The following is a 22,440-nucleotide window of genomic DNA, read 5'->3' on the forward strand; positions in this document are numbered from 1 at the left end:
GTCAATATCAGTCCAAATGACCACGATACAAAGACGAGGATTGGTTCTATGATGTCCCCAAATGGAATTGTGAGAGTCAATTCAATTGCGTGCAATAGGTAAATGGCCAACGGAACTCCTATCGATAATACAATTGCCCATCCAGTCGATGTGACGCCATCAACTAATTCGGTGGGGTCTGCACCATCATACTGTTGAGCCAATCTTCCTCTCTCCTCCCGAAGGCTTTCGATTTCTGTCGTCACACTCGCAAAATCTGCGTTTCGTCTGTCGAGCAAAGTTCGGTCATAAATTTCCCATTGGGTCTCAATCTGGTGACGCACCGCCTGTGTGGAACTATCGATTGCAATGTTGGGCATATCTGCACCCATCCCAAATAGGCCGCCACCACCCGAAGGACGGAGTTTGTCTTGAATTTCCCCCCAACGTTCGCGAATTTCCTCGATATGGTAATTTGTCAACTCTGACCTTTCTTGGCCCAAATAGTCTGTAAGACCATCCAAAACCACACCGAGAGTCAAATCATCAGGATTCGGTGACCACTCATCTCCAACGTGATAGTCTATGAATCGCTCTATGTCATCTACTGCTTGTTGTTGAGCTCGCCTGTCAACCTGTCCTGAAATTTGGTCATCACGCCAGTCTCGGTGAGCCATGAGAGGTTCCAAACGGGCGTCAATGCTCCTTACCCTCTGTTCTATTCGCTTTCTTTCCCCCTTCAGTCCAGAAATTCGTGATACGAGATACGCATTAAGAAACCCGACAAATACACCAGCAGTAGTTGCGAGAGCGGCATACAAACCAAGAGAGGCCATGCTTAGAGAGTGTTAAAGAATCACCATAATAGAAGTGCCGCAACACAATCGGAGGGGGTTCAAGTGACAGCAGAAATCATTGTTATGTATGAGTGTCCAGATTAGACTCAGTTCTAAAGGGAAAAATGAAGTAGACTCAATCAAGGACGGAGAAGAATTCACGACTGTCGCACATACCGAATACGACGGTCTGCTGCGTTGCTATGAGCCCGGGCGAGAAGATTATGAGTTTGTCTCGTTGAGTGAGGACTACGTTGAGGCAATTAAGTCCAGCCAATCAAAGCGAATTGCTCCAGATATTGTAGTTTACGGCGACCACTCCGCTTGGGGTGATACACCTAGTTCGTTCTACAGCGGGTAACGGTTACTTCGCATTGAGCGCAATCCTTTGTATGGAAAGGACTGCGGGACAGGATTCAGTCTGTCTCGTAGGACTCTAAGAGGTCTGGGTGGTTTTCTTCCAGAATCCCACGGGCTTCTTCCACTAACTCTTCACGTTCATCGAGTTCTTCATGGAAATAGTTCTGCATATACCGGAAGAACCAACCGTAAAAGTCTGTTATCTCGCTTTGATACCCGTTGATTTGCTCATCTAAGTCAATTTCTTCATCCAAAGCCGCAAGATAACTTCGTGCGTCTTTGTTCCACCCGTCCCAGTCCAGCATATCCTCTTTATTAACTACTATGTCAAACTCCGTCTCCCCTTCTTCCCGAGTCCACGACATTGTTGATGAAATTGGTGGCAGTTTCCGTTTCTGCGTGTAGTGTCTCAACTGTCGAAGGAATTCGCCTTTTTCTACGAGGTCTCGGTCTTGAAGTTCATCTGAATAGTGCTTTGAAAAATCGTCGTCGCCGTATTTGTTGACTACACGTTGACTATGCTTCACGAGAGAATATACAGATGATACATAGTTGTGTAGCCTTCTCAGGTACTCGACTTGGAATTCGTCCATCTCATCCCGGTTTTGTTGACTAAACAGTTCTAGGCCCTTCTCCTCGAAAGTTTCCTCTGCATGATTGATTAGATGATAATTTCCCATTAGAATCTGGAGTGAGGTTTCAATGCTCTCCATCTCCCGTAGCAATTCAGTTCCTTTGAGACCCTCAATCTCCTCGTGTATGTCCACAATATTTCGCTCACCTTCGCTCATATCAGACAAAGATGATTTCTACCTCTTTAGGTATTGTGCGGAGCCAAACGACTTCCTACAGAACTTGGCGACCGCAAGAACGCCGCAACGCTCCATACCCTTGGTCAGTTCTTTCCCTCTGAAATCTACGAAGACCTGCGAAAAGTAAACTTCTTAAAGATTTATTTATTAATTCATCAGATTCCAAATAGATAAGCGGGCCGAACATCCCCGAGAAGCCACAGATTCCCTCACTACGCCGTTCCAGACAGTCAACGTAAAGACACTCAAGAGAATACGGAACGCCGTAGCGAGCGCGACAGAGCCTCTGAGACACATCGTAGGGCATGGGCACTGTTGGGTACTCTGCCAGTCAGAATCTCCGGTTAAGTGTGACACTACCGTTGTCATACAAGTAGTAGTACCAGTGGGATACCCTCTGCTCTCCCAGTGGACTCACTGTAAAATCACTACCTGTCAATCATATTCCGGTCAACGTCAAGAACGCAAGGGATACGAAGTATTCCAGTTACTACTTGCAGTCAGTAATACCGGTCATAGTTAACCGGGAAAGGGAACAGGTACACAGTCTGTTGAATACAAGTGAATTGTAGCCGGCAAGAAGTAGGAATCCAATCAATAGAATCGAACGACTGGACACCACTGGTATCGCACTTGACTACCGCTCCATAATCAACTGGCCGATTGTGACCGGTCATCGTCAAGAACGCTCCGCAGATACGACTCTTGCGTGACCGGCTGTAAGTGGCCGGTTACGGAACAGGGAACACATCACGGGCCGTTCTCGCCGTTTTCAGGATAATGTTTGAAATTCGACTGTTTCGAGAGACATAGAACGGCCTTAGAAGCTACCCCATCGGTGGGGTTTGCCCCTTGGCCGCGCCTGCTTCGGACTCTACCTAACGGCTGTTAGTCGCCTTACGCGGTCGTCAGTCGCTCCGTGTTGTGTTCCACAGATTGACCTCGACGTAAGGCCGCCGACCATCCCTAACAGGTGAGCGAGACGGCTACCCAACGGATAGCCACCATGACCTCAAACGGACAGACTACTTGGCTTACCTACCGACGTTCCGCCGGTTTGAATCGAGTTGGACGCCGTAAGCGAGCGTCCACAGGAACACACTGAGGAAAGAAGCCTCTCTGGGTGTTGTTCCTCACTAATATATTCTCATGGAGAATCATAAATATTTCGGTATGAACATAGAGTTTGTTTATTTGGTAGCCACAAACAGTCAATGGGAACCAACATGGATGAAATCAGTCAAACGGCGAGTTGCTGGCGTTCCTGCTGACGCAAGGGGGTCTGAATCAACAGAGAATTCCACTGTTCGGAGTCTGTGTAGCCCTTCAATGCCTCTTTAAAGGCCGCTTATGTAAACGAACCGTCTTTTCGCGGCTATGGATAACGGTGGTTTGTTCATCACGCTTTACGATAAGGACACGCTCCGACTGTACCTCGACAAGGGAGTGTACGGCCAGCATATGACTCCAGAGTACGAAGCCCCGTCAAGCCAAAGCCGCCATTTCAATACCTTGGCTGACTACACAAGTTGTCGGGAAGGGAGACACGTTTTCTTCTTTCTCGAACGCGAAATCTACTATGGAGGACAACTGATTAGCGATGGTGACGGGCCGGCGTTCTACATCAACGGACAATACAGCCCGCTCGGGCGAGAAGCAGACGCGCCTGTTGTTTGGGACGAGTCAGACCGCTACGACTCGGTAGAAGGTAAGGGGCTGTTTGAAACGGGTAGGGGGGAAAAGTGCCAGCCGTTCCTAATCCAATTCGAGGACAATCACGGTTTGGCAGGGCGGTACATCACATCAGACCAGTTCTACATTGACCTGTCTGAGTATCCGTACCCAATGCCGTCCAACAGTATGGAAGGGATGGGATTCTGCACCTTGACCGACCGGGAAACAGAAATGCTCCTCGAAATTTTCCAAGACAAGGATGAAATTGCTGGTGAGATTGAACCGAATTCTGACGAGCAGGTTGAACTGGAAGGAGAACCAGTCCCGTATCGGAACGAGTACGGCCCCAATTCTGTAACTGAGGTACAGGACGAATCCCATCTTGAGGCTTCTGTATTGGCAAATCCAGAACTACTACCCGATACTCTCCGACCAGAGGAAGACTCGCTTCTGTGCCGTCAGGTTCCGGTCTGTCCCTACAAACCGCCACAGCATATGGACAAGGCAGACGTCTGTTACTACACCGACAGTAGAATCAACGACGGGACATTCCCGAACAAGATTATCGAACTGAAGTACGCAAGTCGGGGTACAAAACCCGCAGGAAAGAGCGCCTCACTCCAGATGAAACGATATGCGGAGTGGTTAGATAACCGACTTGGGGAGAAAGCACAGGAAGTGACCCTCTATATCTACTCACCACCGGGTTTCACCAGCACATTTGACGACTATATCCCGGAGAAGTACCAAGGATGGATTAATAAAGTTGAGACGACGGTTGACCCGGACCAGAACACGCTGTAATACAGTTAGTAATCCACAAGCGTCTGTTGGCCAGCCTGCCGACGTTCTGATTCTGGTACGTTCGTGGCGATAATCTCGTCTACCTCGTCACGATTCTCCCCGTCACTGTTGATTGCTCTTGTTGCACCTTCAATCTCGACAGAGAACCCGGCTTCGTCGTACATATCGTGCATGACCCCACTGTTGCTTAGAATAACGTACACCCCCTTCTCGTCGAGTTCCTGTGCCGTTTCAAGCAAACGCTCTTGGTCTTCTTGCCCGAAGCCGTCTGCGCTGTAATCGGTGAAGTACGCAGTTGGACTCATAGGTTCATACGGCGGGTCGAAATAGACCAAATCGCCCGGTTCTGCGTATTCAACCACATACTCGAAGTCTCGATTGAATACCGCCGTATTTTCGAGTACCTTACTGACCTCTCTGATACGTTCGGCCTGTACCCAATCCGGGTTGGAGTACCGGCCAATGGGTGTATTGAAGCCTCCGCTACTGTTCTCCCGGTAAAGACCGTTGTAGCAGGTGCGGTTGAGATAAAGAAGAAGAGCGGCTTCTTCCAAAGAGTCGAAGTCGTCGCCGTATGGCCGCTTGTTGAATATGGCTCGTTGTTGGTAGAAGTAGTTCTTTATCTCCCTTCCCTTGTGATTGGTTTCGGCGTAGTCGCGGTTCTCGTCGGGGGCAGATTCCGGGTCTTTGTACGACCGTAGCCGCTCTATGAGTTCTTCAGGAGAGTCACGTACCGTTTTGTAGAAGTTGATGAGACGAGTGTTTGTATCGTTAATAGTCCCGTTCTCCGGTTCAAGGTCAAAGAATAGAGCGCCACCGCCAAAGAAAGGCTCGTGGAAGTGTTCGTAGTCTTCGGGAAATCGGGCATACAATTCATCTAACAACTGCCTCTTGCCACCTGCCCACTTGAGAACCGGCTGTGCCATTACCTTGGAGTAGCCGCGTCATGGTTGATAAGTTTCCCGTTCAATCAATCTTGAAAGGCGGGCGTTCCGGGCGATATTAAGAGTAGAAAACACAATCCGAAAATAGTGACACCTGACCGTGACGAAAAGACGGGCCGATACCGGAAAGAGTTCCCCGTTGAGGCGTTCTTGCAGGCGGTCAGTGCAATCGAAACAGCGACGACATCCAAGGTTTCGGAGAACGTTGGTTGTTCTTACGACTTAGCATATAGACGCTTACACGAATTGGAGGAGCAAGGAGAGGTATCAAAGACAGAAGTTGGCGGAAGTTTCGTTTGGCAGAGGGCATAACCGCTTAGTCCTGAAGCCTATATGGACTGCTGAAAATCACCAAAAATTCTGAGACGGACTAACGATATTCGACGCCCTGCGCGTTCGTCTCATGTCACAACCCCAAGCCGCTACCGAGAGCCGTGTTCTCGCTGAAAACCAGTCATTTCCAGAAAACCGCCTACGGCACAGGGTAGTTGCGCTCGCGGGTGTCCTTTTCCACCACTATTTGCCGGTAAAGTACGCCGAAAAACGGGTATCCTTGTCGTCGCTAATCGGCGGAAAAGTTATGATAGAAGGGCGCAGTCTGTGAATTACAGTCTGCGCCTTTGGCGCAAGCCTAGGCCGGGATTTGAACCCGGGCTCTCGTCCTTACCAAGGACGCGCTTTACCGCTAAGCTACCCAGGCACGCATTCCTTCGTTGTCCGGGTTACTCTTTAGGGGTTTCGATTCGAGACGGCCCGGTACCGTGGTAGCGTATGTCGATTAGCGGTCGGCCATCGACGTAACTGGGTCGTCACCCGCGCCGCCGCGGTAGAGTGCTGCGATACGCTCGACGGTCGATTCGGAGACCGTCTCTGCAGCCGGGGGGAGGTCCCCGTCGTGCGTCTCCGCTAAGCCAGCCGCGTACTCGACGAGCGCGGTCGGCGGGGGCGACCCGACGGCAGTCGTTCCGGCGACGACGGCGAGCGTGCAGATGTTCACCTCTAAGTTGCTGTCGAGCGCCGCTTGCTCCGACTCCGGAAGGGACTGAAGTCGTGTCTGGTCGCGACCAAAGGCCCGGACCGTCTCGACGGCGTGGTTGGCCGCCTCGGTCCGAGCGAGGAGATAGAACCCGCGCGAGACCAGCACGTCCGCGGCGAGGATGTCCAGGTCGGCGTCGGTGTCGTCCTCGGGAGAGTCGAGGTGCGCCCACGGTTCGTCCTGAGAGAGCAGGCGAGTGAGCCGAAGCCCCTCGTAGATGAGTTGCACTCCGGCGGCTCGGGATGCCATGCCGTTCAGGTCAACCTTCGGTTCGACAGCCCGCGCGCTCACGAAAGTGAGCACCGCCGGCGTCAGGGAGGCGGCGTCGAGGCGTTCGTCCAGCGTCGCACGGAGGGCTTCGGGTTCGATATCAGAGAGGGCCTCACGCGCAGCCTCACGGGCTCGCACGGCGTCGTCCATCGGCCGAGACTTACGGTTGGGAGGGCAAAGACCTTTGGAAAACCACGGCACAACGGTCGTATGATACGGACGACGGACGACGGCGACCTCCGGGTCGTGACTATCGACCGACCGGGACGACGAAACGCACTCAGACCGACCGACCTCGAAGCCCTCGAAGACGCAATCGAGGAGACGGACGCCCCGGTCGTGCTGCTCCGCGGGAGCGGGGCGGCGTTCTGTGCCGGTGCCGACCTCGACAGTGTTGCCAGTCTCGACAGCGACGCCGGCCTTCCGGACCCCGAGGCGTTCGCCCGGTTGGGCCAGCGCGTCGCCAACACTATCGAGGCGTCCGATTCGGTTGTCGTCGCCGGTATCGACGGCGCGGCCCGAGGCGGCGGCGTCGAGCTCGCGCTCGCCTGCGACGTGCGAGTGGCGACCTCGCGGGCGACACTCGGGGAACCGGGTGTTCGGCTTGGTCTCTTCGGGGCGTGGGGTGGAACGGTTCGCCTCCCTCGCATCGTCGGCGAGGGTCACGCCCTCGAATTCTCGCTGTCCGGCCGTGTCGTCGACGCCGACGAAGCCCTTCAGATGGGTCTCGTCTCTCGAATCGTAGACGACCCACGCGAGGTTGCCGCTTCGATGGCCGACAACGACCACCAGTCACTCCGCATCATCAAAAAACGGCTCCGGGACCGCGGCCCAGACGACGAGCAATTCGAGGACGAGGCGGCGGGGTTCGCCGAACTCCACCGGGCGAACGTCGACGACATCGCAGCATCGAGAGAAGAATAGCCGACCCGGAACGGGGAGCCGGGAAAGGCCCTAAAGATTGAGCGGCGACGGTGCTGGCGGCATCGAACGTTTGTGGGCGCTGCGCTCGTACAGCTCCACGACGCGGTCGATTTGGGCTTCGGTCACGTCGAGGTGGCGAACGGTTGCGGATTTCGAGAGCGGGCCGTCGATATGGAGCGCGAGAATCGCGTCGAGCACGTCGTACGTCAGGCCGAGTTCCTTCTCGTCGGTCTGTCCGGACCACATCTCGGCGGAGGGGGTCTGCATCACGAGGTCTTCAGGCACGCCCACGTGGGCGGCTAGCTGGCGAACCTGCTGTTTGTAGAGGTTACCGATGGGGTTGCAGTCGACCGCTTGGTCGCCGTACTTCGTGAAATAGCCCGTGAGCGCTTCGGAGCGGTTGCCCGTCCCGAGGACGATTCGGTTCTCGTGGTTGGCGACGAAGTAGTTGAGGACACCGCGAGCGCGGACGTAGATGTTCCCCGCGGCCATGCGGTCGTTCGCCGCCTCGGGAAAGGTATTGAAGAACGTCTCCGCGATAGGCTGGACCTCGACCACGTCGTATTTGATGCCGAGCATTTCGGCGACGCCCTCGGCGTCGCTCATCATGTCATCGGCGTTCGCTACGCTCGGCATGATGAGTCCGTGGAGGCCTTCCTCACCGAGTGCTTCGACCGCCAGAAAGGCGGTGAGCGTCGAATCGATGCCGCCGGAGAGCCCGAGAACAGTACCGTCGGCACCCGCGGCCTCGACGGCGTCGCGGATGAACGTCGTGATGTGCTCGCGGTGTGCTTCGAGTTCGGCGTCGGAGAGACGAAGGTCGAGTGGTGCGTCCTCCGAGAGAACGTCGACATCTGTCATGAAATCCGATTAGGACTCGGAGGCCAAATAGTCACTCGTCGCGCAGGGTCACTGGACAGGCGTCCAGTTCGGGTCGCACCCGTCGGGTGAAGCGCTATGTTCAAGTGTCCCCGCAGTCTACGGGTTTTTGCTTCAGTTGGTCGCACGGGGCGAATGTAATGAGCGCCGATGGTCCAGTGGTAGGACACGAGCTTCCCAAGCTCGAAGCCCGGGTTCAATTCCCGGTCGGCGCATTTCTACCGAGACAACGGACGAGCAACCGCGAAGCGTGTTGCTCGTCCCTGTCGAGTGTGTATGCGACCAAAGAGGGAATTGAATCAAGGAGCGAACGAAGTGAGCGACTGAGGTTCAATTCCCGGTCGGCGCATCTTCTGAACAGAACCAGACGAGGAGCCGTCAGGTTCCGAGTCCCGTGAAGTGAAGAGATGCGACACGAAGGGAATCTGAACCAGCGAGCAACGCGAAGCGTTGCGAGTGAGGTTCAATTCCCGGTCGGCGCACTCCCTCCGGTCGGTTGCCGACCGACCTTCGCAAACCTTCGGTTTGCTCAGTCCCGGTCGGCGCACTTCCGGCGAGACTTCGTTTCGCCGACGCCCCACTCGCGTTGCTCGTGGGACTCTCAGCGAGACATCGTCTCGGTGGGGAAGTGGAACAACAGAAATTGATATTTTGAGGAGAATGCTTAAGCTAGCGTCGGCCGCTACCAAAATCCAGTGACTCAGTCGACTATCTCTCGCTTTGAAAAGTTGAAGCGGACTTTCTCAGAGCCGATTTTCGTGCTCATCGTATTCACACCCATAACAGTCCCCGTCTACCAACTTCTATCAACGATGAGCGTCGGCGTATTGTGGGAGACACTCATCCAATGGGGAATCTGCGGCGGACTGGTACTGTTACGGCGGAAACTTCCCCTTCCACGACCGGCCCAGTCAGTGAGTATCTACTCGGCACGCTGCGAAGCGGAGTCGAGTACGGAAAGCCTGGTGCTGTGGAACATGAGTCGAGGACCTGTAGTAATAGGATTCCTACTCTGGCTACCGCTATTCATCGCGATACAGAACCTAACAGAAGCGATATACGGCATAGAACTTGATGCGACTGCACACAGCGGTTTTTTCTACGGATTTGGGATTGGGTTTCTTGGCTTGTGTGTATGGATCTCTGATAGATACGTGTCTCAGTACTGCGTGCTCCCTGAGTACGGGGATCGGCTATTAGACGAGGAGACTGACGAAAAAGAGGAGTAGAGAAACACGTTACGGACCGATTAGCGCCCACTCAGTCGCACGGCGAGCTCACGATTAGAAAAACAGCTCCTGTACGTCGTCGAACTCGACCGTCTCGGAGCGAAAGACCGGCTCACGGGCGGTCTGCCGAATCCGGTCGTGGCGTTGGAGGGCCGAGTCGAATTCCAAAATCGCCCGCTCGACGTCGCGGGCGAGTGCGTCGATTTCCCCGTGGAGTGCTTCGTCGTCGGCCATGATACATGTAGGTTGTCGAGGGTGCGGTAAAACGGACTCGGCCGAGACCAATCAGCGTATGCGTCGGGTGCAGTTCCAACAGAGGTCGAAGGTCGTGTCAGCCTCGTTTTCAGCCCCGCAGTTCGGACAGATGCGCTCACCCGTCGGCGTCGTCTGCACGCCAGTCCGGGAACGCTCCTCGAAGGAGGCGGCAATTTCGGGGTGAACGTACCGCTCCGAGCGGTCGGAGTCACGGCCGGAGCTATCTCCGATTGTTGGTTCCCCGCCGTTGAGGAGGTAGCGGTAAACCAATAGCTGGAGCAGGGTCAATCCAAGGGCGTAGATGACAATCCAACCCCAGACGTCCATCACACATTGTTCTACGTTAGCATGATATATCGGTTCTTCGGTCGTTCCCAGCGTTTGCTGTACCGAAAGCTACTGTCGCGACGAATAGAACACCACGACATCAGCCCTGTTAGTGGGTGTAAAGAATTCGTACGACTTCGAACAAGCGAAAGGGAAAAGAAAGGTAGTCAGTTGCCAACCGACTTCAGCATGCGAAGTGACGGGAACCTACTCAGTCCGGTGCGGCTGAACCGGCTTGCCAACGTCACGGTCGAACTCGTCGAAGGTATCGATAGCATCCGGCAGGTCGTACGGGAGTTCTCGCTCGTCGGCTCGGCGTTCGCCGCCGGCATCGAGCGGCTCGGCCACGTCTTCGAAGCCGGGTTTGATTTTCACGCTCTTGGCCGGCGACCCGACCGCGATGTGATGCGCGGGCACGTCCCCCTGAACGACGGACCGAGCGCCGACGATTGCGTTCTCCCCGACCGAGACGCCGGCGTTTATCATCGCGTCGTAGGTGATGCGCGCGTCGTCGCCAATCGTCGTGTGGTAGTTTCGAACCTCGGTCTGATCGACGATGTCGTGAGAGTGGCTGTAAATGTGGGCGCTGTCGGAGATAGAGACCCGGTCGCCGATGGTGAGTTTCCCGCGGTCATCGAGGTGAACGTCGTCGTGGATGACCGTGTTGTCGCCGACGGAGATGTTGTGGCCGTAGGAGAAGGTAACGCCCTTGAAGATACGGAGGTTGTCGCCCGCCTCCTCGAAGAGGTGCTTGGCGAGCATCTGTCGGAACCGAAGGGCGAAATCAACGTTGTCGGCCATCGGCGTGGCGTCGAACTGCCGCCAGAGCCACTGGAGGTGCTTCGAGCGTTTGAACTTCTCCGCGTCCTTTTCAGCGTAATATTCGGCTTCGAGCGTCGCATTGCACGGATCGTAGCCCTGCAGGCGGACGCGAGTCGCCGGTGAAACGGGCTTCCCGCTCTGCCACCGTTCCCACGCTTCGCGGTCACCAAACAGGTCGATAAGCGTGTCTCGGACGACCGAACACGTGTCTTCGTCCGAAGCAAGACGTTCGTCAACCTCGTCGATGAACGCCTGTAGCCCGGCTTCGGCGTCCTCCGGAAGCGAAACGTGGACCTTCGTCATTGCACCACGATTGGCCACCGACGTTCAAATGAATTCGGTTGTGCACAGCCCGACACAGGCGCTATACGAGCAATATTCACTGGTTTTGGGAGCCAGACAGGTCAGAATGTGGTTGGTGCGCGAGTTGCAGCGGTTCCCAGTCTACGGGAACAAAACACACGGAATAAGTCACCCCAATTCGTAGGCCCGCCCATGCACTACCGCGAACTCGGCACCTCCGGTATCGAAGTCAGCGAGGTCGGCTTCGGTGCGTGGGTCGTCGGGACCGACTGGTGGGGCGACCGCTCCGACGAAGACTCCATCGAGATGCTCCATTACGCCATCGACCAGGGCATCAACTTCTTCGATACGGGCGACGTGTACGGCCACGGCCACTCCGAAGAGGTCGTCGGCGAGGCGCTCGCCGACTACCGCGACGAGGTCACCGTCGCCACCAAAATCGGCTACGACTTCTACAACAACCCGCAGGCCGGTCACGGCGAACTCCCCAAGGAAATCACCGGCGAGTGGGTCCGCGAAGCGACCGAAAAGAGCCTCGAACGACTCGACATGGAGTACGTCGACCTCCTCCAACTCCACAACGCGAACGTGGACGAGGTCACACCCGACGTACTCGAAGCGCTCGATGAGCTGAAAGAAGAAGGTCTCATCAAGGCCACCGGCTGGGCACTCGGTCCCTCTATCGGTTGGCTCGCAGAAGGCGACATGGCCATCGAAGAGGAGTTCGACGCCCTCCAAATCGTCTGGAACGCCTTCGAACAGGACGTTGGCAACCACTTCCTCGACACCATCGAAGAAACCGGCTCGCCGACGAGCCTCATCGCGCGCGTCCCGCACTCCTCGGGTCTCCTGAACGAACAGGTCCGTCCCGAAACCGAACTCGGCACCGGCGACCACCGCGGCTTCCGCCCCGACGAGTGGTACGAGACGGGGTGGGAGAAACTCGAAGAACTCCGCTTCCTCGAACGCGATGGAGAACGCACCATGGCGCAGGCGTCCATCGCCTACCTCCTCGGCTTCGACGAAACTGCGGCCGTCACGCCGACGTTCCGCACGAAAGACGACATCGACGAGTGGGCCGCAGCCTCCGACGTGCCGAAACTCACGGACGAAGAGATGCAGCGCGTTGCCGACCTCTACGAGGATAACTTCGGCATCGACCGCTTCGACGGGATGGACTCTCTCCGTTCCTCCGTCGATGGCGACGACATCCGCGCCGCCGGACTCGACAAGCGCGTCGCAGAAGGCGCACGCAACGAAGCCTGATGGTTCGACTGCGAACCGTCCTTGGGATTACCGCCGTCGTGCACATCGTGCTCGCGTGGCTGGTGCGTCTCGACGCGAAGAAGCGGGGCGACGATGCCGGAAAGTGGGTCGTCACGACGCTTCTCACTGGAGTCTTCGGCGTCGCGAAATACATCCAAGACGGGCGCTGACCGGTGACCCCTCCGTAGCGCACTCACCCGGCGTTACCTGACGCAAGCCGCAGAGTAGACGGGGAAAACTGCTTTTTCGGCCGGGTTCAACGTGGAACCGAACCGATAGCGACGGGGACCGAGGGAACTGTAGACCGCTCTGAAGTAGTATATACCCTACATATAAATCTACTACAGGCGTGGCCGAGAACGTCACCGATACGGTCGCCTCGATGCACCGCCCGTGCGTCGGCGACGAACTATCACAGAGCCATGTCGCAGCCAGAACAAGCCACGACCGGTGAGGACTCAGAAATGCTGTACGAGGAGTACGTCCTCGGCGTTCGAATCGTCGAGTACACCGCGCCAGACACGGGTGAACGGCGATACCGGTTCCACGCGCCGGAACACGAGGGTATCGAGTTCGACGACCCGGAACTCGCAACGCTGTACGCAGATGTCTACTTCGATGTAAATGGGTTCGTCGAGGCGGGAACGGGAGAGCGGGGGGTCCCACCAGAGGTCATTCAAGCCGGACGCGACACGCTGGCGGCGTATTTCTTGACCCAACCGTACACGGACATCAATTGGGTCGCGTCGTTCTATGGGAAAAAGCGAGCACGCATCGAGCGCTACATCGCGGCCGTTCGCCGTCGCGCACAGGAGATTCGGGATGGTGTCGAAGAACTCGAACGCGACGGCCAGTCAGTGACTGAATCGAGGTAGCAGGACCGTATCGGTATCCTGTGGGTTTGACACGAGTGGTCAACAGACGGTATATATTCCATAGACTGCTCTAGTCGGGACAATACATCTTATTTTGAATAATATAAAATTAAAGTATAGATGATTCCGAGTACACAATTGCATGGTCGAGTTCACTCGACGAAATCTCATGGCAACATCGGTCGCTGCTGCGCTGGGGGCGAGCGTGGCCGGTGTTGGAGGAGCAACGCAGCCTGAAGACCCGGACACACCGCGAGCACCGCTCGTCCGGGGCGAACTCAAGCGGTTTTCGACGACGGCGTTCGGTGCCGAAGTGACCGGCCCGTTCGTGTTCAACGACGGGACCCCGTTGTACAGTCTTCAACATCCAGACCGCGAAAATCCGGCACCCTACGACAAAGCCGCTATCGGCTACTTTTCCGGATTTCAGTTCTCGTTCGACGGCGACGACGACTTCGAGGAGTTATCGACGCCGGGGACGAACGAAGAACGACGGATGGTCCGGTCCGCCGCCGGCGACTACGAGATATTGGCCCGCGAGCGTGACCGGATAAATGACCGGACCGAACTGCTCGGCGTCCCGCAAACGCCGGACGGAACGAACATCACGAGCGGAAACTTCGACGGGTCGCAGTACGCCGATGCCGGCTACACGCCCGACTGCAACCAGTTCGTCGCCACGAACGACGACGGGACCGAGGGCTATCTCTTTACGAACTGGGAGGCAAGCCCGGGGAACATCTCGCGGATTCCGCTCAGTCAGAACGGCGACGGGTCGTGGGAGGCCGACCTTGACGACGCGCTCAACCTCGCAAACACCGAGGCGTTCCGCGAACTCGGTGGGACTCGTATCAACTGTTACGGCGACCTGAGTCCGTGGAACACGATGCTCTCCGCCGAGGAGAACTACAGCCATCCGCGAATCTCCCTGACCGCGTCGGTCGGCGATATCGTGGAGAAGGGGACCGGGAAAGGACTCCGCGGCGCGAACGAGTTTTGGAACCGTCCGAACCCGAGCGAGATTCAAAGTGCGGTCGACGAGTACTACGACGACTCGTGGTACGTTCAGGGGAACTGGGCACTCACCGGTGTCGAACTCCTCGCGTACTACCTCGGGGCCGAACAGGTCGACCAATCGAGCGACGGTAACGACCTGACGCCCATCGGTGACGAGTATCCGAATCCGTACCGCTACGGTTACATCGTCGACTTCCGCGAGCCCGCCGCCGAGACGCCCGACCCCGTCAAATACTACGCGATGGGCCGGGCCGCGTGGGAGTGCCCCGACGTGCAGTCCGACGAGCGGACGGTGTATCTCGCCTCCGACGGCGACAGCAAGGGAATCTACAAGTTCGTCGCCGACAGGCCGATTCCGAGCTACGACGACCCGATGAACGTCGCCGGCACGCTCTATGCACCCTACGTGACGAACCGAGACGCCGCGGTCGAACGCCCGGCGGCCGACGTGGACCTCGAAATCGAGTGGGTCGAACTCGGTTACGCGAGCAACGCCGAAGTCGAGTCGTGGATTGCGGAGTACGACGACATCACGCAGGTCGACTACCTCGAAACGCACACGGACTGGGAGGAAGGCGACGAGGTCACCCCCGAAATCATCGAAGCCGCCGACAGAGCAGTCGTCGAAAACGGCAACCGTGACTACGTCACCGACGAGGAAATCGTCGAGTGGGCCGACCAGTACGAAACGCGCGGTCCCGACGGTGTGGACGAAGACCTCCGCCGTGTCCCGTTCATCGAAACCCGTGCGGCGGCAAAGGAAATCGGTGCCACCATCGAGTTCAACAAAGCCGAGGGTATCGACAGCATCGAGGAGGCTGGCCCCGGCGACTACGTCTACTTCGGCATCTCGGAACTCAACGACGACATGTCGAACGAGACGGGCGACATCCAACTGAACCGTGTCGACGGCGGCGTCGTCTACCGCGGCCAACTCGAATCCGATTACAACGTCTCGACGCTCGAACCCGTCATCGTCGGCCCGGACGCAAGCGACCCCGCATCCGTCGCCGACGACGCGCTCATCAACGTCGACAACGTCTACGTGATGGACGACGGCCGCGTGCTCTGCTGTGAAGACGCCGACCAGTTCGGCCGGTCGTACAAAAACGACTGTCTGTACGTCTACACGCCGGAAGACGGTCTTGGAGGCGGCGACGACCCGGGTGATGACGACGACTACGACGATGACGACCGAGGCCACGGAAACGACCCCGACGGTCACGACGACGACAATCCCGGTCGGGGTCGGGGCCGAGGGCGGAATCGACTACTGTAGCTATCAACCAAAACCCACGAACGCTCCAGCGACGCTTTTTTGTTGTTTCGTGGACATCTTCTGAGTAATGGTCCTCGAACGAATCGGAGCGGTACTCTCCAAGGAGGCCCATTCGTCGCTCGATATCCTCCGTGACTACGGTCTCAGGTCGTTCGTCTACGCGTATCCATTACGGTTCGGCATCAGTCTCGGCACCTTCCTCGCGGTGGTCGCACTGGCTAGCGGTTGGTCCGTCGCCTCGACGTTCATTTTCTTTTCGGTCATCGGCAGTGTCCTCGGCGTCATCTACTCCTACGCGGTCGATTTTGTTGTGGCGCGCCAGGAATCCGGCCAGCGCGAGACGCACGAGGGCCACCACGCGTCCGCCGAACCCGACGCGACCCGGTCGCTGCACGCACTCCGCGAGCGGTACGCCAACGGCGAGTTGACCGAAGCCCAGTTCGAAGCGAAGTTGTCGAAACTGCTGGAGACGGAGACAGTCGAATCCGCGCAGGAATACGCCTCGCGGCGAGAACAAGAACTAGAATCCGAGTAGCGACCGAAAGACCCACAGGTTTCCACCAAGTGACGGTCGATAATGCGTCTCTCAATCGTCGAACTACTCCCTGACCTTCTCGAACTGTCCGTTTTCGGAGTCGGGAGCGCGGGGCTCTCGGTCGCCGGCGCGTACATCGAACGGTTCGGCCTGCTCACGGTCGAACACGGAAACACCGAACTCGGCGCGTGGGCGGTCGTGATGGGACTGGCGGTTCTCTACTTCGCGTATCTCCTCGGGACCGACAAGTTCTGGCCGAAGTTACGAGCCGTTCGTGCGGACCTCACATAGCACCGAAAAAAGCGATTTCTGGCCGTTTCCTTACGCCAAGAAGACGTGTCGCGGCCGGTCTGCCAGCACGTCACGGCCCCACTGCACCGTGTCGCGGAACTCGTCGGAGCGGAAGAAGCCCATGGCGTCCTCCTGCGAGCGCCACTGACTGGCGATGAACATGTCGTTTTCGTCTTCGAGGTTGACCATCAGGTCCGTGTCGAAGTGCCCGTCCATGTCGTCGAGGAGACCGCCGACGACGCCGAACTTCTCGACGAAGTCCTCGCGGTGTTCGGGCTTGACGGTGTAGAACATCCCCATCGTCCCGAATCCGGACTCTTCGCCGGCACGTTCGACGATGCCGGGGAGTTCCGAGAGGAATCCGGCGGCCGTCTCGGCGGCCGAAGCCGTCTCCCAGATTGAGACGACTGCGTTGCGGTCGCGGTCGTTGGCCTCGTAGACGGCCGTCTTGACGTGCGTCGGGTAGTGGTCGAAGTTCCCGCGGAGACCTTCGACCTCCTCGAAGACCTCGTCGGCGTCGGCTTCGGAGTAGAGGACCGTCGCGTACACGTCCTCGCCGTGCGGCTTGCCCGCGTAGATGTTCAGGTCGTCGAGTTGGCCCCGGATGTCGGTCTCGTCGGCCTCGTCGTCGCTGTCTCCACCGTGGTGGCCGCCTTCGCCGTGGCCGTGTCCACTCTCGCCGTGATGGTGACCGTCTTCACCGTGGGCATGTCCGCCCTCACCGTGGTGATGGCCACCCTCTCCGTGCGCGTGTGCGTGGTGGTGCGATTCATCGCCGAACTCGCTCGTCGGGACGGCGTCGCCCGCGAGGAACGCGCCGAGGTCGGACGGCGGGAAGCGGCGACCGACGTAGAACTCGCCGAACTCGCCGTACTTCGCCGACACCTCGTCGAAGCGCATCTCGTAGACGATGTCCTTGATGTCGGTCGGGTCGTCACCGAAGAGCGTGACACCCCACTCGAACTCCTCGAAACCGACGGAGGAGGCGATGACCTGCTTGATTTTCCCGGCGTACTTGCGGCCCGTGTCGCCGTGGACCGACATGAGTTCGCGGCGCTCGTCGAACGGCAGGTCGTACCAGTTGTGTTTCTCGCCGCGACGCTTCGACATCGGGTAGAACGACATGTAGGTGTCGTCTGGGATGTCCGGCTGGAGTTTGCCCTCGATGTAGCGCAGGAGACCGGTGTCGATGTCCTCCTTGTTGCCTTCGAAGTAGTCGTCCGAGACGTAGCCCGAAACCTCGGTGACGGAAACGTACGAGGTGGGTTGCTCGGTGAACTCCGCAAGCGCAGTCTGTTCGAACTGCCGCTCTGCGCGGGAGATGTCGTCCAGCGTCGGACGGAAGTGGACGACCATGAAGTCGGCCTTGTGGCCGAGAACGGAGAAGATGGCCGAAGTACCCTCCGCCGCGTCTTCGACCGCTTCGTGGGAATTGAGATAGGCGACACCTTCCTCGATGGCACGGCGGCGCTCGTGCTCGGGCGCGTCGCGCCACGCGTCCCAATCGACTGTTCGGAAGTCGTGCAGCGCAAACCAGCCCTCGTCGGTCTGTGGGGCCTCTACCATACCCGGTGATAAGGAGGCATCCGGTATTGAAGTTGCGAGTCGTTTTCGTGATGCGGGAAACGATTGCTTCGCCGGTGAACCGGCGCTACGTCAGTCATTTTCGTTCAAAAAGAGCAGCAATCGGAGTCAGAATCGAAGGCGGGAACGCGACTAGCCGCCGAGGACCGTCGGCCCGAATATCATGAGGAGCAGCGACGCGAGCATCGTGAGGCCAATAGAGGTCGTAATGGTTCGGACCACGGTATGCGGGTCGTCGACCGGAAGCCGCGAGACGACGGCCTCCGCCGCAGTTCTGAGGATGCGGCCGCCGTCGAGCGGGTAGCCGGGGATACAGTTGAAAAGCCCCAGTTGGAGGTTAATCCACGCCGTCCAAAACAGGAGGTTGGCGAGGAGGAAGACGCCGCCACCGAGGAAGCCGAGCGGTCCACCGACCTGGTAGAAGTTGATGATGTCGCCAGTGAAACCGGGGAAGTTCGGAATTCCGAGGACGACGGATGCGAGGGGTAACAGGAGCGACACGTAGACGAGTTGAAGAGGCGAACCGGTCAATCCATTAGCGACGCCGCTGGAACCGTCGCCGCCGTCACCGCCGAGGAGCGAGAGATACGTTCCCGCGGGGTACTCCTGCGTCCCGAAGTCCGTCAGGAGAAGCCCGCTCGTTCCCGGGAAGATGTTGACCCCGAGGAAGCCGTTTCCGTCCTGTGGGTTCTCCCCGAGCGTCACGTCGTACGTCTGGAAAGAGCCATTGCGGTACACTTCGACGGGGACAGTTTGAGTCGGTTCGGTCCGGTCGAGTGCCTCCTGTAAGTCGGTCGACGAGGTGATTCGCGCACCGTCGAGCGCGGTGATAATGAGTGGGTCGGTCGTCCCTACCGCGTTGAAAAGCGATTCGTTCTTCGCGATGTTCGTGATGTACGCGCCGACCGGAATCGTTCGCTCGCCGACGGACGTGTCGAGACGGACGAACCGAGAGTCACCGACAGCCGCCTCGAACTCCGCTTGGGTCGAGACGGGCGTCCCGTTGACGGCCGTGACGCGGAGCGGGTCACCTCCCGACTCGACCGTGAGATTCGCCGGATTTCCGGAGACGGAACCGGCGACGACGAGTTCTCTCGTGACTGAGACTGTTCGCTCGCCGTCCAGTTCGACCGTGACGGTCTGGTCGTCGGCCGAGAGAAGTGCCGCGTCGAGTTCCTGTGTCGTGTTGACCGGCGTTCCTTCGATGGCAGTCACACGGTCGCCGCTGGAAATACCCGCGACATCGGCGGGTGACCCCGAGTACGCACCGGAGACAGCAACCCCCGGTGCGACGGAGATTGAACCGATAACCGGGCCGAACAAGAGAGCGAACGCAACGACGGTGACAGCGAAGTTGTTGGTCACGCCGGCGGCGAACATCCGAGACTTCCCGCCGCGTTCGGCGCGACGTTGGCTCTCTTCGGACGGTTCGACGAATGCACCGACGGGGAGAATCGTCAGAAGGACGACACCCATCGACTCCACGTCGATACCTTCGACACGGCTGAGGACGCCGTGGCCTCCCTCGTGGACGACGAGACCGACGAGGAGACCGAAGAGAATCTCCGGGGCGACAGACAACGGGAGGAAGTCGTTCACGCCGGGGATAACGAGGAAGTTCTGCGGCTGGTTCACCTGCGTCGGGGCGGGCGGATTGGAGACGATGAAGACCGCCTGATAAACTAAGAGCACGAACGACCCGACCATAATGACGAGGGCGACACCGAGGCCGATGTTACTCCACGCACGCCAGAACCGCTTTGGAGAGGCGAGTTTGTCGAGGAGTTCGCGGCCGCGACGGGTGTGAACCGTCATGAGGGGACCCTGGACGCGAATGTACTCGGGGAGAACCCCGCGAGCACGCAACAGCGCCGCAAGGAGAGAGTAAGCGATGAATCCGGCGAGGATCCACTGCAACGTGTTCATCGCCCGGAAGGAAGCGACGCGCGCCAAAAGGCGTTCGGGTTATCTGCGCGGTGAACGCTAACGCCCCGTCTTCAGGATGGGGAGAATGTCACTCCTTCAGAGCGAGAAAGATGTCACTGTTCCAGTCCAGGAATTGGAAACGAACGCAACTCGGCTGCGACGTTACGCGTCGTCTTCGTCGCCGTCGGTACCGTTGTCACCGGACGACTCGATTTCGACTTCGACGCCACCATCGTCGTCGGACTCGGTAGACGTAGATTCGGTAGACGCAGACTCGTCGGATTCATCAGACTCGCCGAATTCACTGGACTCGTCATCCGAAGCAGCCTCGTCCGTCTCGGCGTCTCCCTCCGACTCTTCGACGGCCGCATCCTCGTCAGGGTCGTGCTCGACGGTAACTGTCGCGTCTTCAGCAACGTCGACTGTTTCCTCTTCGAGTTCGATGTCGGTGAAGGAACTATCAGATGACGAGCGAGTCCGGTAGATAACGTAGGCGACGCCAGCAAGGAAAAGTCCCCCGAGGAACAGACGACCGTAGGAGCGTCCGCCGGAAGATTCGTCGTCCGCAACGTCAGCCTGGGTGGATTCGGGGTCTAACTCCTCGAGTTCGACGTCTGGTTCGTCTTGCGATTCCTCGGCAGACCGGATGAAGTCGATGAGAGACATGTGAAATCACTGCGGCGAGGCCGCGGCGGGTCGCTCGCGGGGAGCGAACCTGCGTTCCAGTACGCAGGACACAGACATAAGTCGTCCCCCAGAAAGGTTTTTATCCAATACCGGGACCACCACAACCCATGTTCGAGAGTTCCCGCTACGAAGTCCGTCAGAAAGTCTCTATCGGCACGAAATACGTCGTCTACGAGAATGACACGCCCATCCTCTCCGCGAAGAAAAAGAAGTTCAAACTCAAGGAGGACTTCCGACTGAACGACTACGACAGCGGCGACGAGCGATTCCGCGTGAAGGCGGACAGCGTCCTCGACGTGTCCGCAGCCTACGATATCGTCGACAGTCAGACCGGCGAGCGCGTCGGCGCGGTCAAACGCGGCGCGTTCTCGTTCGCAAAACACACCTACCAACTGCTCGGCCCGGACGGGTCTGTCGTCGGCCGAATCGTCGAAGACAACGTCCCGATGGCCATCGCCCGGCGTGTCCTTACGACGCTCATCCCCTTTTCGTACCGTATCGAGAACGCGACGGGCAAGCCGGTCGGCTCTATCGACGAGGCGTTCTCGTTCCGGGACAAGTACACCATCGATATCGACACGGAACAGATAGACCCGCGTCTCCTCGTCGTCGGTGCCGTGGTGATCGACGCCATCGAAGAGAACTAACCGAGCGGGACGATACTTCGCCGGCGACGGGTCTAAAATCAAAATAGCAATCCGACAACTATTTGTCGGTTAGCATGGCATTATACTTGACATGTTTGAGCGAATCAGAGACGCAGTTCGCCTGCTGTTCGTCGCTACTGTGCTCATCGGTGCAGTGGTCGGCGGCACTGGAGTTGCTACTGCAGAGACTTCGAATTCGTCGGTGTCGTTTGTAACCGAAGACGGAAAGGTGACGGTGCAACCAGCGGAAAACCAGACGATTCGCGCGACGAGCGACCTCGAACCGGGAACCAACGTCAGCCTTCGCGTTGTGTCAGCTGACGACACGGATCCACGGTTCCTCAAGACGACAGAGACCACCGTTGGCGAGGACGGAAACTTCTCTGCCGCATTCAATTTCTCCGAGGCACCAGACGGGGGAACGTTCACCGTTACTGCCGAGATTCTTCTGCCGTCCACGGACGATGACCAGGTTGAAGCCGAGGGTGTCGTCGTCGAAGATACCGAATCGACGACAACCGAAACCGCAGACTCGACGAACGAAACGGCGGCCGGGACGGAGACGACAGAAAAAGACGGCATCGGAATCATGGTCCCCGGGTTCGGCATCGGAACCGCCGTCTTCGCACTTGCTGCAGTCGGTGCGGTCGCGTTCCTCGCCGGGCGACGTTCATAATCAAAACGGCCCAAGTAAAACGAACGAATAGCCGAACGTCGGCGTCCGAGACCGAGACGGGCGAAACCCGACGCGTTCGGTCTTTTCAGTCCTCGCGACGGAGACGCGTCACGACGAAGTCCTGTTCTAACTCACCGAGGAACTCGCCGAGGCGCGGCCCCTGCGTGTCGTCGAAGAAGAGGCGGTACCCAGCGGCGAAGAAG

Annotated in this window: 22 protein-coding genes and 2 tRNA genes; 12 read left to right on the forward strand and 12 right to left on the reverse strand. The window is 57.9% G+C overall.

Annotation, left to right across the window (positions count from 1 at the left end; genetic code table 11):
* Together QT222_RS20435 and QT222_RS20440 are read right to left on the reverse strand one after the other, a co-directional pair.
* Positions 1 to 815, reverse strand: an 815-nt coding sequence (locus QT222_RS20435; protein WP_491478220.1) for a hypothetical protein, incomplete at its 3' end; no start/stop codon positions are given.
* 416 nt (positions 816 to 1,231) lie between these two features.
* Positions 1,232 to 1,966, reverse strand: a complete 735-nt coding sequence (locus QT222_RS20440; RefSeq protein ID WP_491478221.1) for a hypothetical protein — start codon at positions 1,964 to 1,966, stop codon at positions 1,232 to 1,234.
* A gap of 1,398 nt (positions 1,967 to 3,364) precedes the next feature.
* Between QT222_RS20440 and QT222_RS20445 the strand changes: the two genes are divergently transcribed.
* Entirely contained in the window at positions 3,365 to 4,465 is a 1,101-nt protein-coding gene (locus QT222_RS20445) for a hypothetical protein (RefSeq protein WP_491478222.1), read from the forward strand.
* Between the two features lie 5 nt (positions 4,466 to 4,470).
* Here the strand turns inward: QT222_RS20445 and QT222_RS20450 are convergent, their stop codons facing one another.
* From QT222_RS20450 to QT222_RS20460, 3 genes are all read right to left on the reverse strand, one after another.
* A complete protein-coding gene (locus tag QT222_RS20450) occupies positions 4,471 to 5,391 on the reverse strand; it encodes a DNA adenine methylase (protein WP_491478223.1) in 921 nt (306 codons plus the stop codon).
* 646 nt (positions 5,392 to 6,037) lie between these two features.
* Positions 6,038 to 6,109, reverse strand: a tRNA-Thr gene (locus tag QT222_RS20455).
* Positions 6,110 to 6,187: 78 nt separating this feature from the next.
* Entirely contained in the window at positions 6,188 to 6,865 is a 678-nt protein-coding gene (locus QT222_RS20460) for a DUF7114 family protein (RefSeq protein WP_004059305.1), read from the reverse strand.
* A gap of 60 nt (positions 6,866 to 6,925) precedes the next feature.
* On the opposite strand from QT222_RS20460, the gene QT222_RS20465 reads away from it, so the two are divergent.
* Entirely contained in the window at positions 6,926 to 7,639 is a 714-nt protein-coding gene (locus QT222_RS20465; RefSeq protein WP_491478224.1) for an enoyl-CoA hydratase/isomerase family protein, read from the forward strand.
* Between the two features lie 30 nt (positions 7,640 to 7,669).
* Here the strand turns inward: QT222_RS20465 and QT222_RS20470 are convergent, their stop codons facing one another.
* A complete protein-coding gene (locus tag QT222_RS20470) occupies positions 7,670 to 8,500 on the reverse strand; it encodes an NAD+ synthase (protein WP_004059303.1) in 831 nt (276 codons plus the stop codon).
* Positions 8,501 to 8,662: 162 nt separating this feature from the next.
* On the opposite strand from QT222_RS20470, the gene QT222_RS20475 reads away from it, so the two are divergent.
* Positions 8,663 to 8,733: transfer RNA gene (locus QT222_RS20475), tRNA-Gly, on the forward strand.
* A gap of 543 nt (positions 8,734 to 9,276) precedes the next feature.
* The gene (locus tag QT222_RS20480; protein WP_049917471.1) at positions 9,277 to 9,747 is read left to right on the forward strand and encodes a hypothetical protein; all 471 of its coding nucleotides are present in this window, start codon (positions 9,277 to 9,279) and stop codon (positions 9,745 to 9,747) included.
* A gap of 54 nt (positions 9,748 to 9,801) precedes the next feature.
* Here QT222_RS20480 and QT222_RS20485 read toward each other — a convergent pair whose 3' ends face one another.
* The 3 genes from QT222_RS20485 to QT222_RS20495 form a co-directional block, all read right to left on the reverse strand.
* Positions 9,802 to 9,981: a hypothetical protein gene (locus tag QT222_RS20485; protein WP_004059301.1), complete on the reverse strand. Its 180-nt coding sequence runs from the start codon at positions 9,979 to 9,981 to the stop codon at positions 9,802 to 9,804.
* Positions 9,982 to 10,032: 51 nt separating this feature from the next.
* Positions 10,033 to 10,329 carry a DUF7577 domain-containing protein gene (locus QT222_RS20490; protein ID WP_004059300.1) on the reverse strand — a complete coding sequence of 99 codons (297 nt, stop codon included), beginning with the start codon at positions 10,327 to 10,329 and terminating at the stop codon, positions 10,033 to 10,035.
* 207 nt (positions 10,330 to 10,536) lie between these two features.
* Positions 10,537 to 11,454, reverse strand: a complete 918-nt coding sequence (locus QT222_RS20495) for an acyltransferase (protein ID WP_491478225.1) — start codon at positions 11,452 to 11,454, stop codon at positions 10,537 to 10,539.
* Between the two features lie 192 nt (positions 11,455 to 11,646).
* Here QT222_RS20495 and QT222_RS20500 point away from each other — a divergent pair, with 192 nt between their 5' ends.
* From QT222_RS20500 to QT222_RS20525, 6 genes are all read left to right on the forward strand, one after another.
* Positions 11,647 to 12,720 carry an aldo/keto reductase gene (locus tag QT222_RS20500; RefSeq protein ID WP_004059298.1) on the forward strand — a complete coding sequence of 358 codons (1,074 nt, stop codon included), beginning with the start codon at positions 11,647 to 11,649 and terminating at the stop codon, positions 12,718 to 12,720.
* Entirely contained in the window at positions 12,720 to 12,890 is a 171-nt protein-coding gene (locus tag QT222_RS20505) for a hypothetical protein (RefSeq protein WP_004059297.1), read from the forward strand. The genes QT222_RS20500 and QT222_RS20505 overlap by 1 nt, the downstream gene beginning before the upstream one ends.
* A gap of 252 nt (positions 12,891 to 13,142) precedes the next feature.
* Entirely contained in the window at positions 13,143 to 13,595 is a 453-nt protein-coding gene (locus tag QT222_RS20510) for a hypothetical protein (RefSeq protein ID WP_004059296.1), read from the forward strand.
* Between the two features lie 142 nt (positions 13,596 to 13,737).
* Complete coding sequence (locus tag QT222_RS20515; protein ID WP_491478226.1) at positions 13,738 to 15,891, forward strand: alkaline phosphatase PhoX; 2,154 nt, start codon at positions 13,738 to 13,740, stop codon at positions 15,889 to 15,891.
* A 67-nt stretch (positions 15,892 to 15,958) separates the two neighbouring features.
* Entirely contained in the window at positions 15,959 to 16,426 is a 468-nt protein-coding gene (locus QT222_RS20520) for an SHOCT domain-containing protein (RefSeq protein ID WP_004059294.1), read from the forward strand.
* Between the two features lie 42 nt (positions 16,427 to 16,468).
* Positions 16,469 to 16,717, forward strand: a complete 249-nt coding sequence (locus QT222_RS20525) for a DUF8151 family protein (RefSeq protein WP_004059293.1) — start codon at positions 16,469 to 16,471, stop codon at positions 16,715 to 16,717.
* A 30-nt stretch (positions 16,718 to 16,747) separates the two neighbouring features.
* On the opposite strand, the gene QT222_RS20530 is transcribed toward QT222_RS20525, so the two are convergent.
* The 3 genes from QT222_RS20530 to QT222_RS20540 all read right to left on the reverse strand — a co-directional run bounded on the left by QT222_RS20530 (position 16,748) and on the right by QT222_RS20540 (position 20,893).
* On the reverse strand, positions 16,748 to 18,283 hold the full coding sequence (locus QT222_RS20530; RefSeq protein ID WP_004059292.1) for a heme-binding protein: 1,536 nt from the start codon (positions 18,281 to 18,283) through the stop codon (positions 16,748 to 16,750).
* A 150-nt stretch (positions 18,284 to 18,433) separates the two neighbouring features.
* On the reverse strand, positions 18,434 to 20,227 hold the full coding sequence (locus tag QT222_RS20535; RefSeq protein ID WP_004059291.1) for a site-2 protease family protein: 1,794 nt from the start codon (positions 20,225 to 20,227) through the stop codon (positions 18,434 to 18,436).
* A gap of 162 nt (positions 20,228 to 20,389) precedes the next feature.
* On the reverse strand, positions 20,390 to 20,893 hold the full coding sequence (locus tag QT222_RS20540; protein ID WP_491478227.1) for a hypothetical protein: 504 nt from the start codon (positions 20,891 to 20,893) through the stop codon (positions 20,390 to 20,392).
* 128 nt (positions 20,894 to 21,021) lie between these two features.
* Here QT222_RS20540 and QT222_RS20545 point away from each other — a divergent pair, with 128 nt between their 5' ends.
* Both QT222_RS20545 and QT222_RS20550 read left to right on the forward strand, forming a co-directional pair.
* Positions 21,022 to 21,561, forward strand: a complete 540-nt coding sequence (locus QT222_RS20545) for an LURP-one-related family protein (protein WP_004059289.1) — start codon at positions 21,022 to 21,024, stop codon at positions 21,559 to 21,561.
* Positions 21,562 to 21,652: 91 nt separating this feature from the next.
* On the forward strand, positions 21,653 to 22,237 hold the full coding sequence (locus tag QT222_RS20550; protein ID WP_491478228.1) for a BGTF surface domain-containing protein: 585 nt from the start codon (positions 21,653 to 21,655) through the stop codon (positions 22,235 to 22,237).
* Positions 22,238 to 22,440: the final 203 nt, after the last annotated feature.

The organism is Haloferax sp. s1 (assembly GCF_058382125.1).

Bases quoted from the DNA above. Each gene is read 5' to 3' on its own strand.
- QT222_RS20440 (WP_491478221.1), bottom strand. From the start codon at position 1,966: ATGAGCGAAGGTGAGCGAAATATTGTGGACATACACGAGGAGATTGAG.
- QT222_RS20445 (WP_491478222.1), top strand. From the start codon at position 3,365: ATGGATAACGGTGGTTTGTTCATCACGCTTTACGATAAGGACACGCTC.
- QT222_RS20450 (WP_491478223.1), bottom strand. From the start codon at position 5,391: ATGGCACAGCCGGTTCTCAAGTGGGCAGGTGGCAAGAGGCAGTTGTTA.
- QT222_RS20460 (WP_004059305.1), bottom strand. From the start codon at position 6,865: ATGGACGACGCCGTGCGAGCCCGTGAGGCTGCGCGTGAGGCCCTCTCT.
- QT222_RS20465 (WP_491478224.1), top strand. From the start codon at position 6,926: ATGATACGGACGACGGACGACGGCGACCTCCGGGTCGTGACTATCGAC.
- QT222_RS20470 (WP_004059303.1), bottom strand. From the start codon at position 8,500: ATGACAGATGTCGACGTTCTCTCGGAGGACGCACCACTCGACCTTCGT.
- QT222_RS20485 (WP_004059301.1), bottom strand. From the start codon at position 9,981: ATGGCCGACGACGAAGCACTCCACGGGGAAATCGACGCACTCGCCCGC.
- QT222_RS20490 (WP_004059300.1), bottom strand. From the start codon at position 10,329: ATGGACGTCTGGGGTTGGATTGTCATCTACGCCCTTGGATTGACCCTG.
- QT222_RS20495 (WP_491478225.1), bottom strand. From the start codon at position 11,454: ATGACGAAGGTCCACGTTTCGCTTCCGGAGGACGCCGAAGCCGGGCTA.
- QT222_RS20500 (WP_004059298.1), top strand. From the start codon at position 11,647: ATGCACTACCGCGAACTCGGCACCTCCGGTATCGAAGTCAGCGAGGTC.
- QT222_RS20505 (WP_004059297.1), top strand. From the start codon at position 12,720: ATGGTTCGACTGCGAACCGTCCTTGGGATTACCGCCGTCGTGCACATC.
- QT222_RS20510 (WP_004059296.1), top strand. From the start codon at position 13,143: ATGTCGCAGCCAGAACAAGCCACGACCGGTGAGGACTCAGAAATGCTG.
- QT222_RS20515 (WP_491478226.1), top strand. From the start codon at position 13,738: ATGGTCGAGTTCACTCGACGAAATCTCATGGCAACATCGGTCGCTGCT.
- QT222_RS20520 (WP_004059294.1), top strand. From the start codon at position 15,959: ATGGTCCTCGAACGAATCGGAGCGGTACTCTCCAAGGAGGCCCATTCG.
- QT222_RS20525 (WP_004059293.1), top strand. From the start codon at position 16,469: ATGCGTCTCTCAATCGTCGAACTACTCCCTGACCTTCTCGAACTGTCC.
- QT222_RS20530 (WP_004059292.1), bottom strand. From the start codon at position 18,283: ATGGTAGAGGCCCCACAGACCGACGAGGGCTGGTTTGCGCTGCACGAC.
- QT222_RS20535 (WP_004059291.1), bottom strand. From the start codon at position 20,227: ATGAACACGTTGCAGTGGATCCTCGCCGGATTCATCGCTTACTCTCTC.
- QT222_RS20540 (WP_491478227.1), bottom strand. From the start codon at position 20,893: ATGTCTCTCATCGACTTCATCCGGTCTGCCGAGGAATCGCAAGACGAA.
- QT222_RS20545 (WP_004059289.1), top strand. From the start codon at position 21,022: ATGTTCGAGAGTTCCCGCTACGAAGTCCGTCAGAAAGTCTCTATCGGC.
- QT222_RS20550 (WP_491478228.1), top strand. From the start codon at position 21,653: ATGTTTGAGCGAATCAGAGACGCAGTTCGCCTGCTGTTCGTCGCTACT.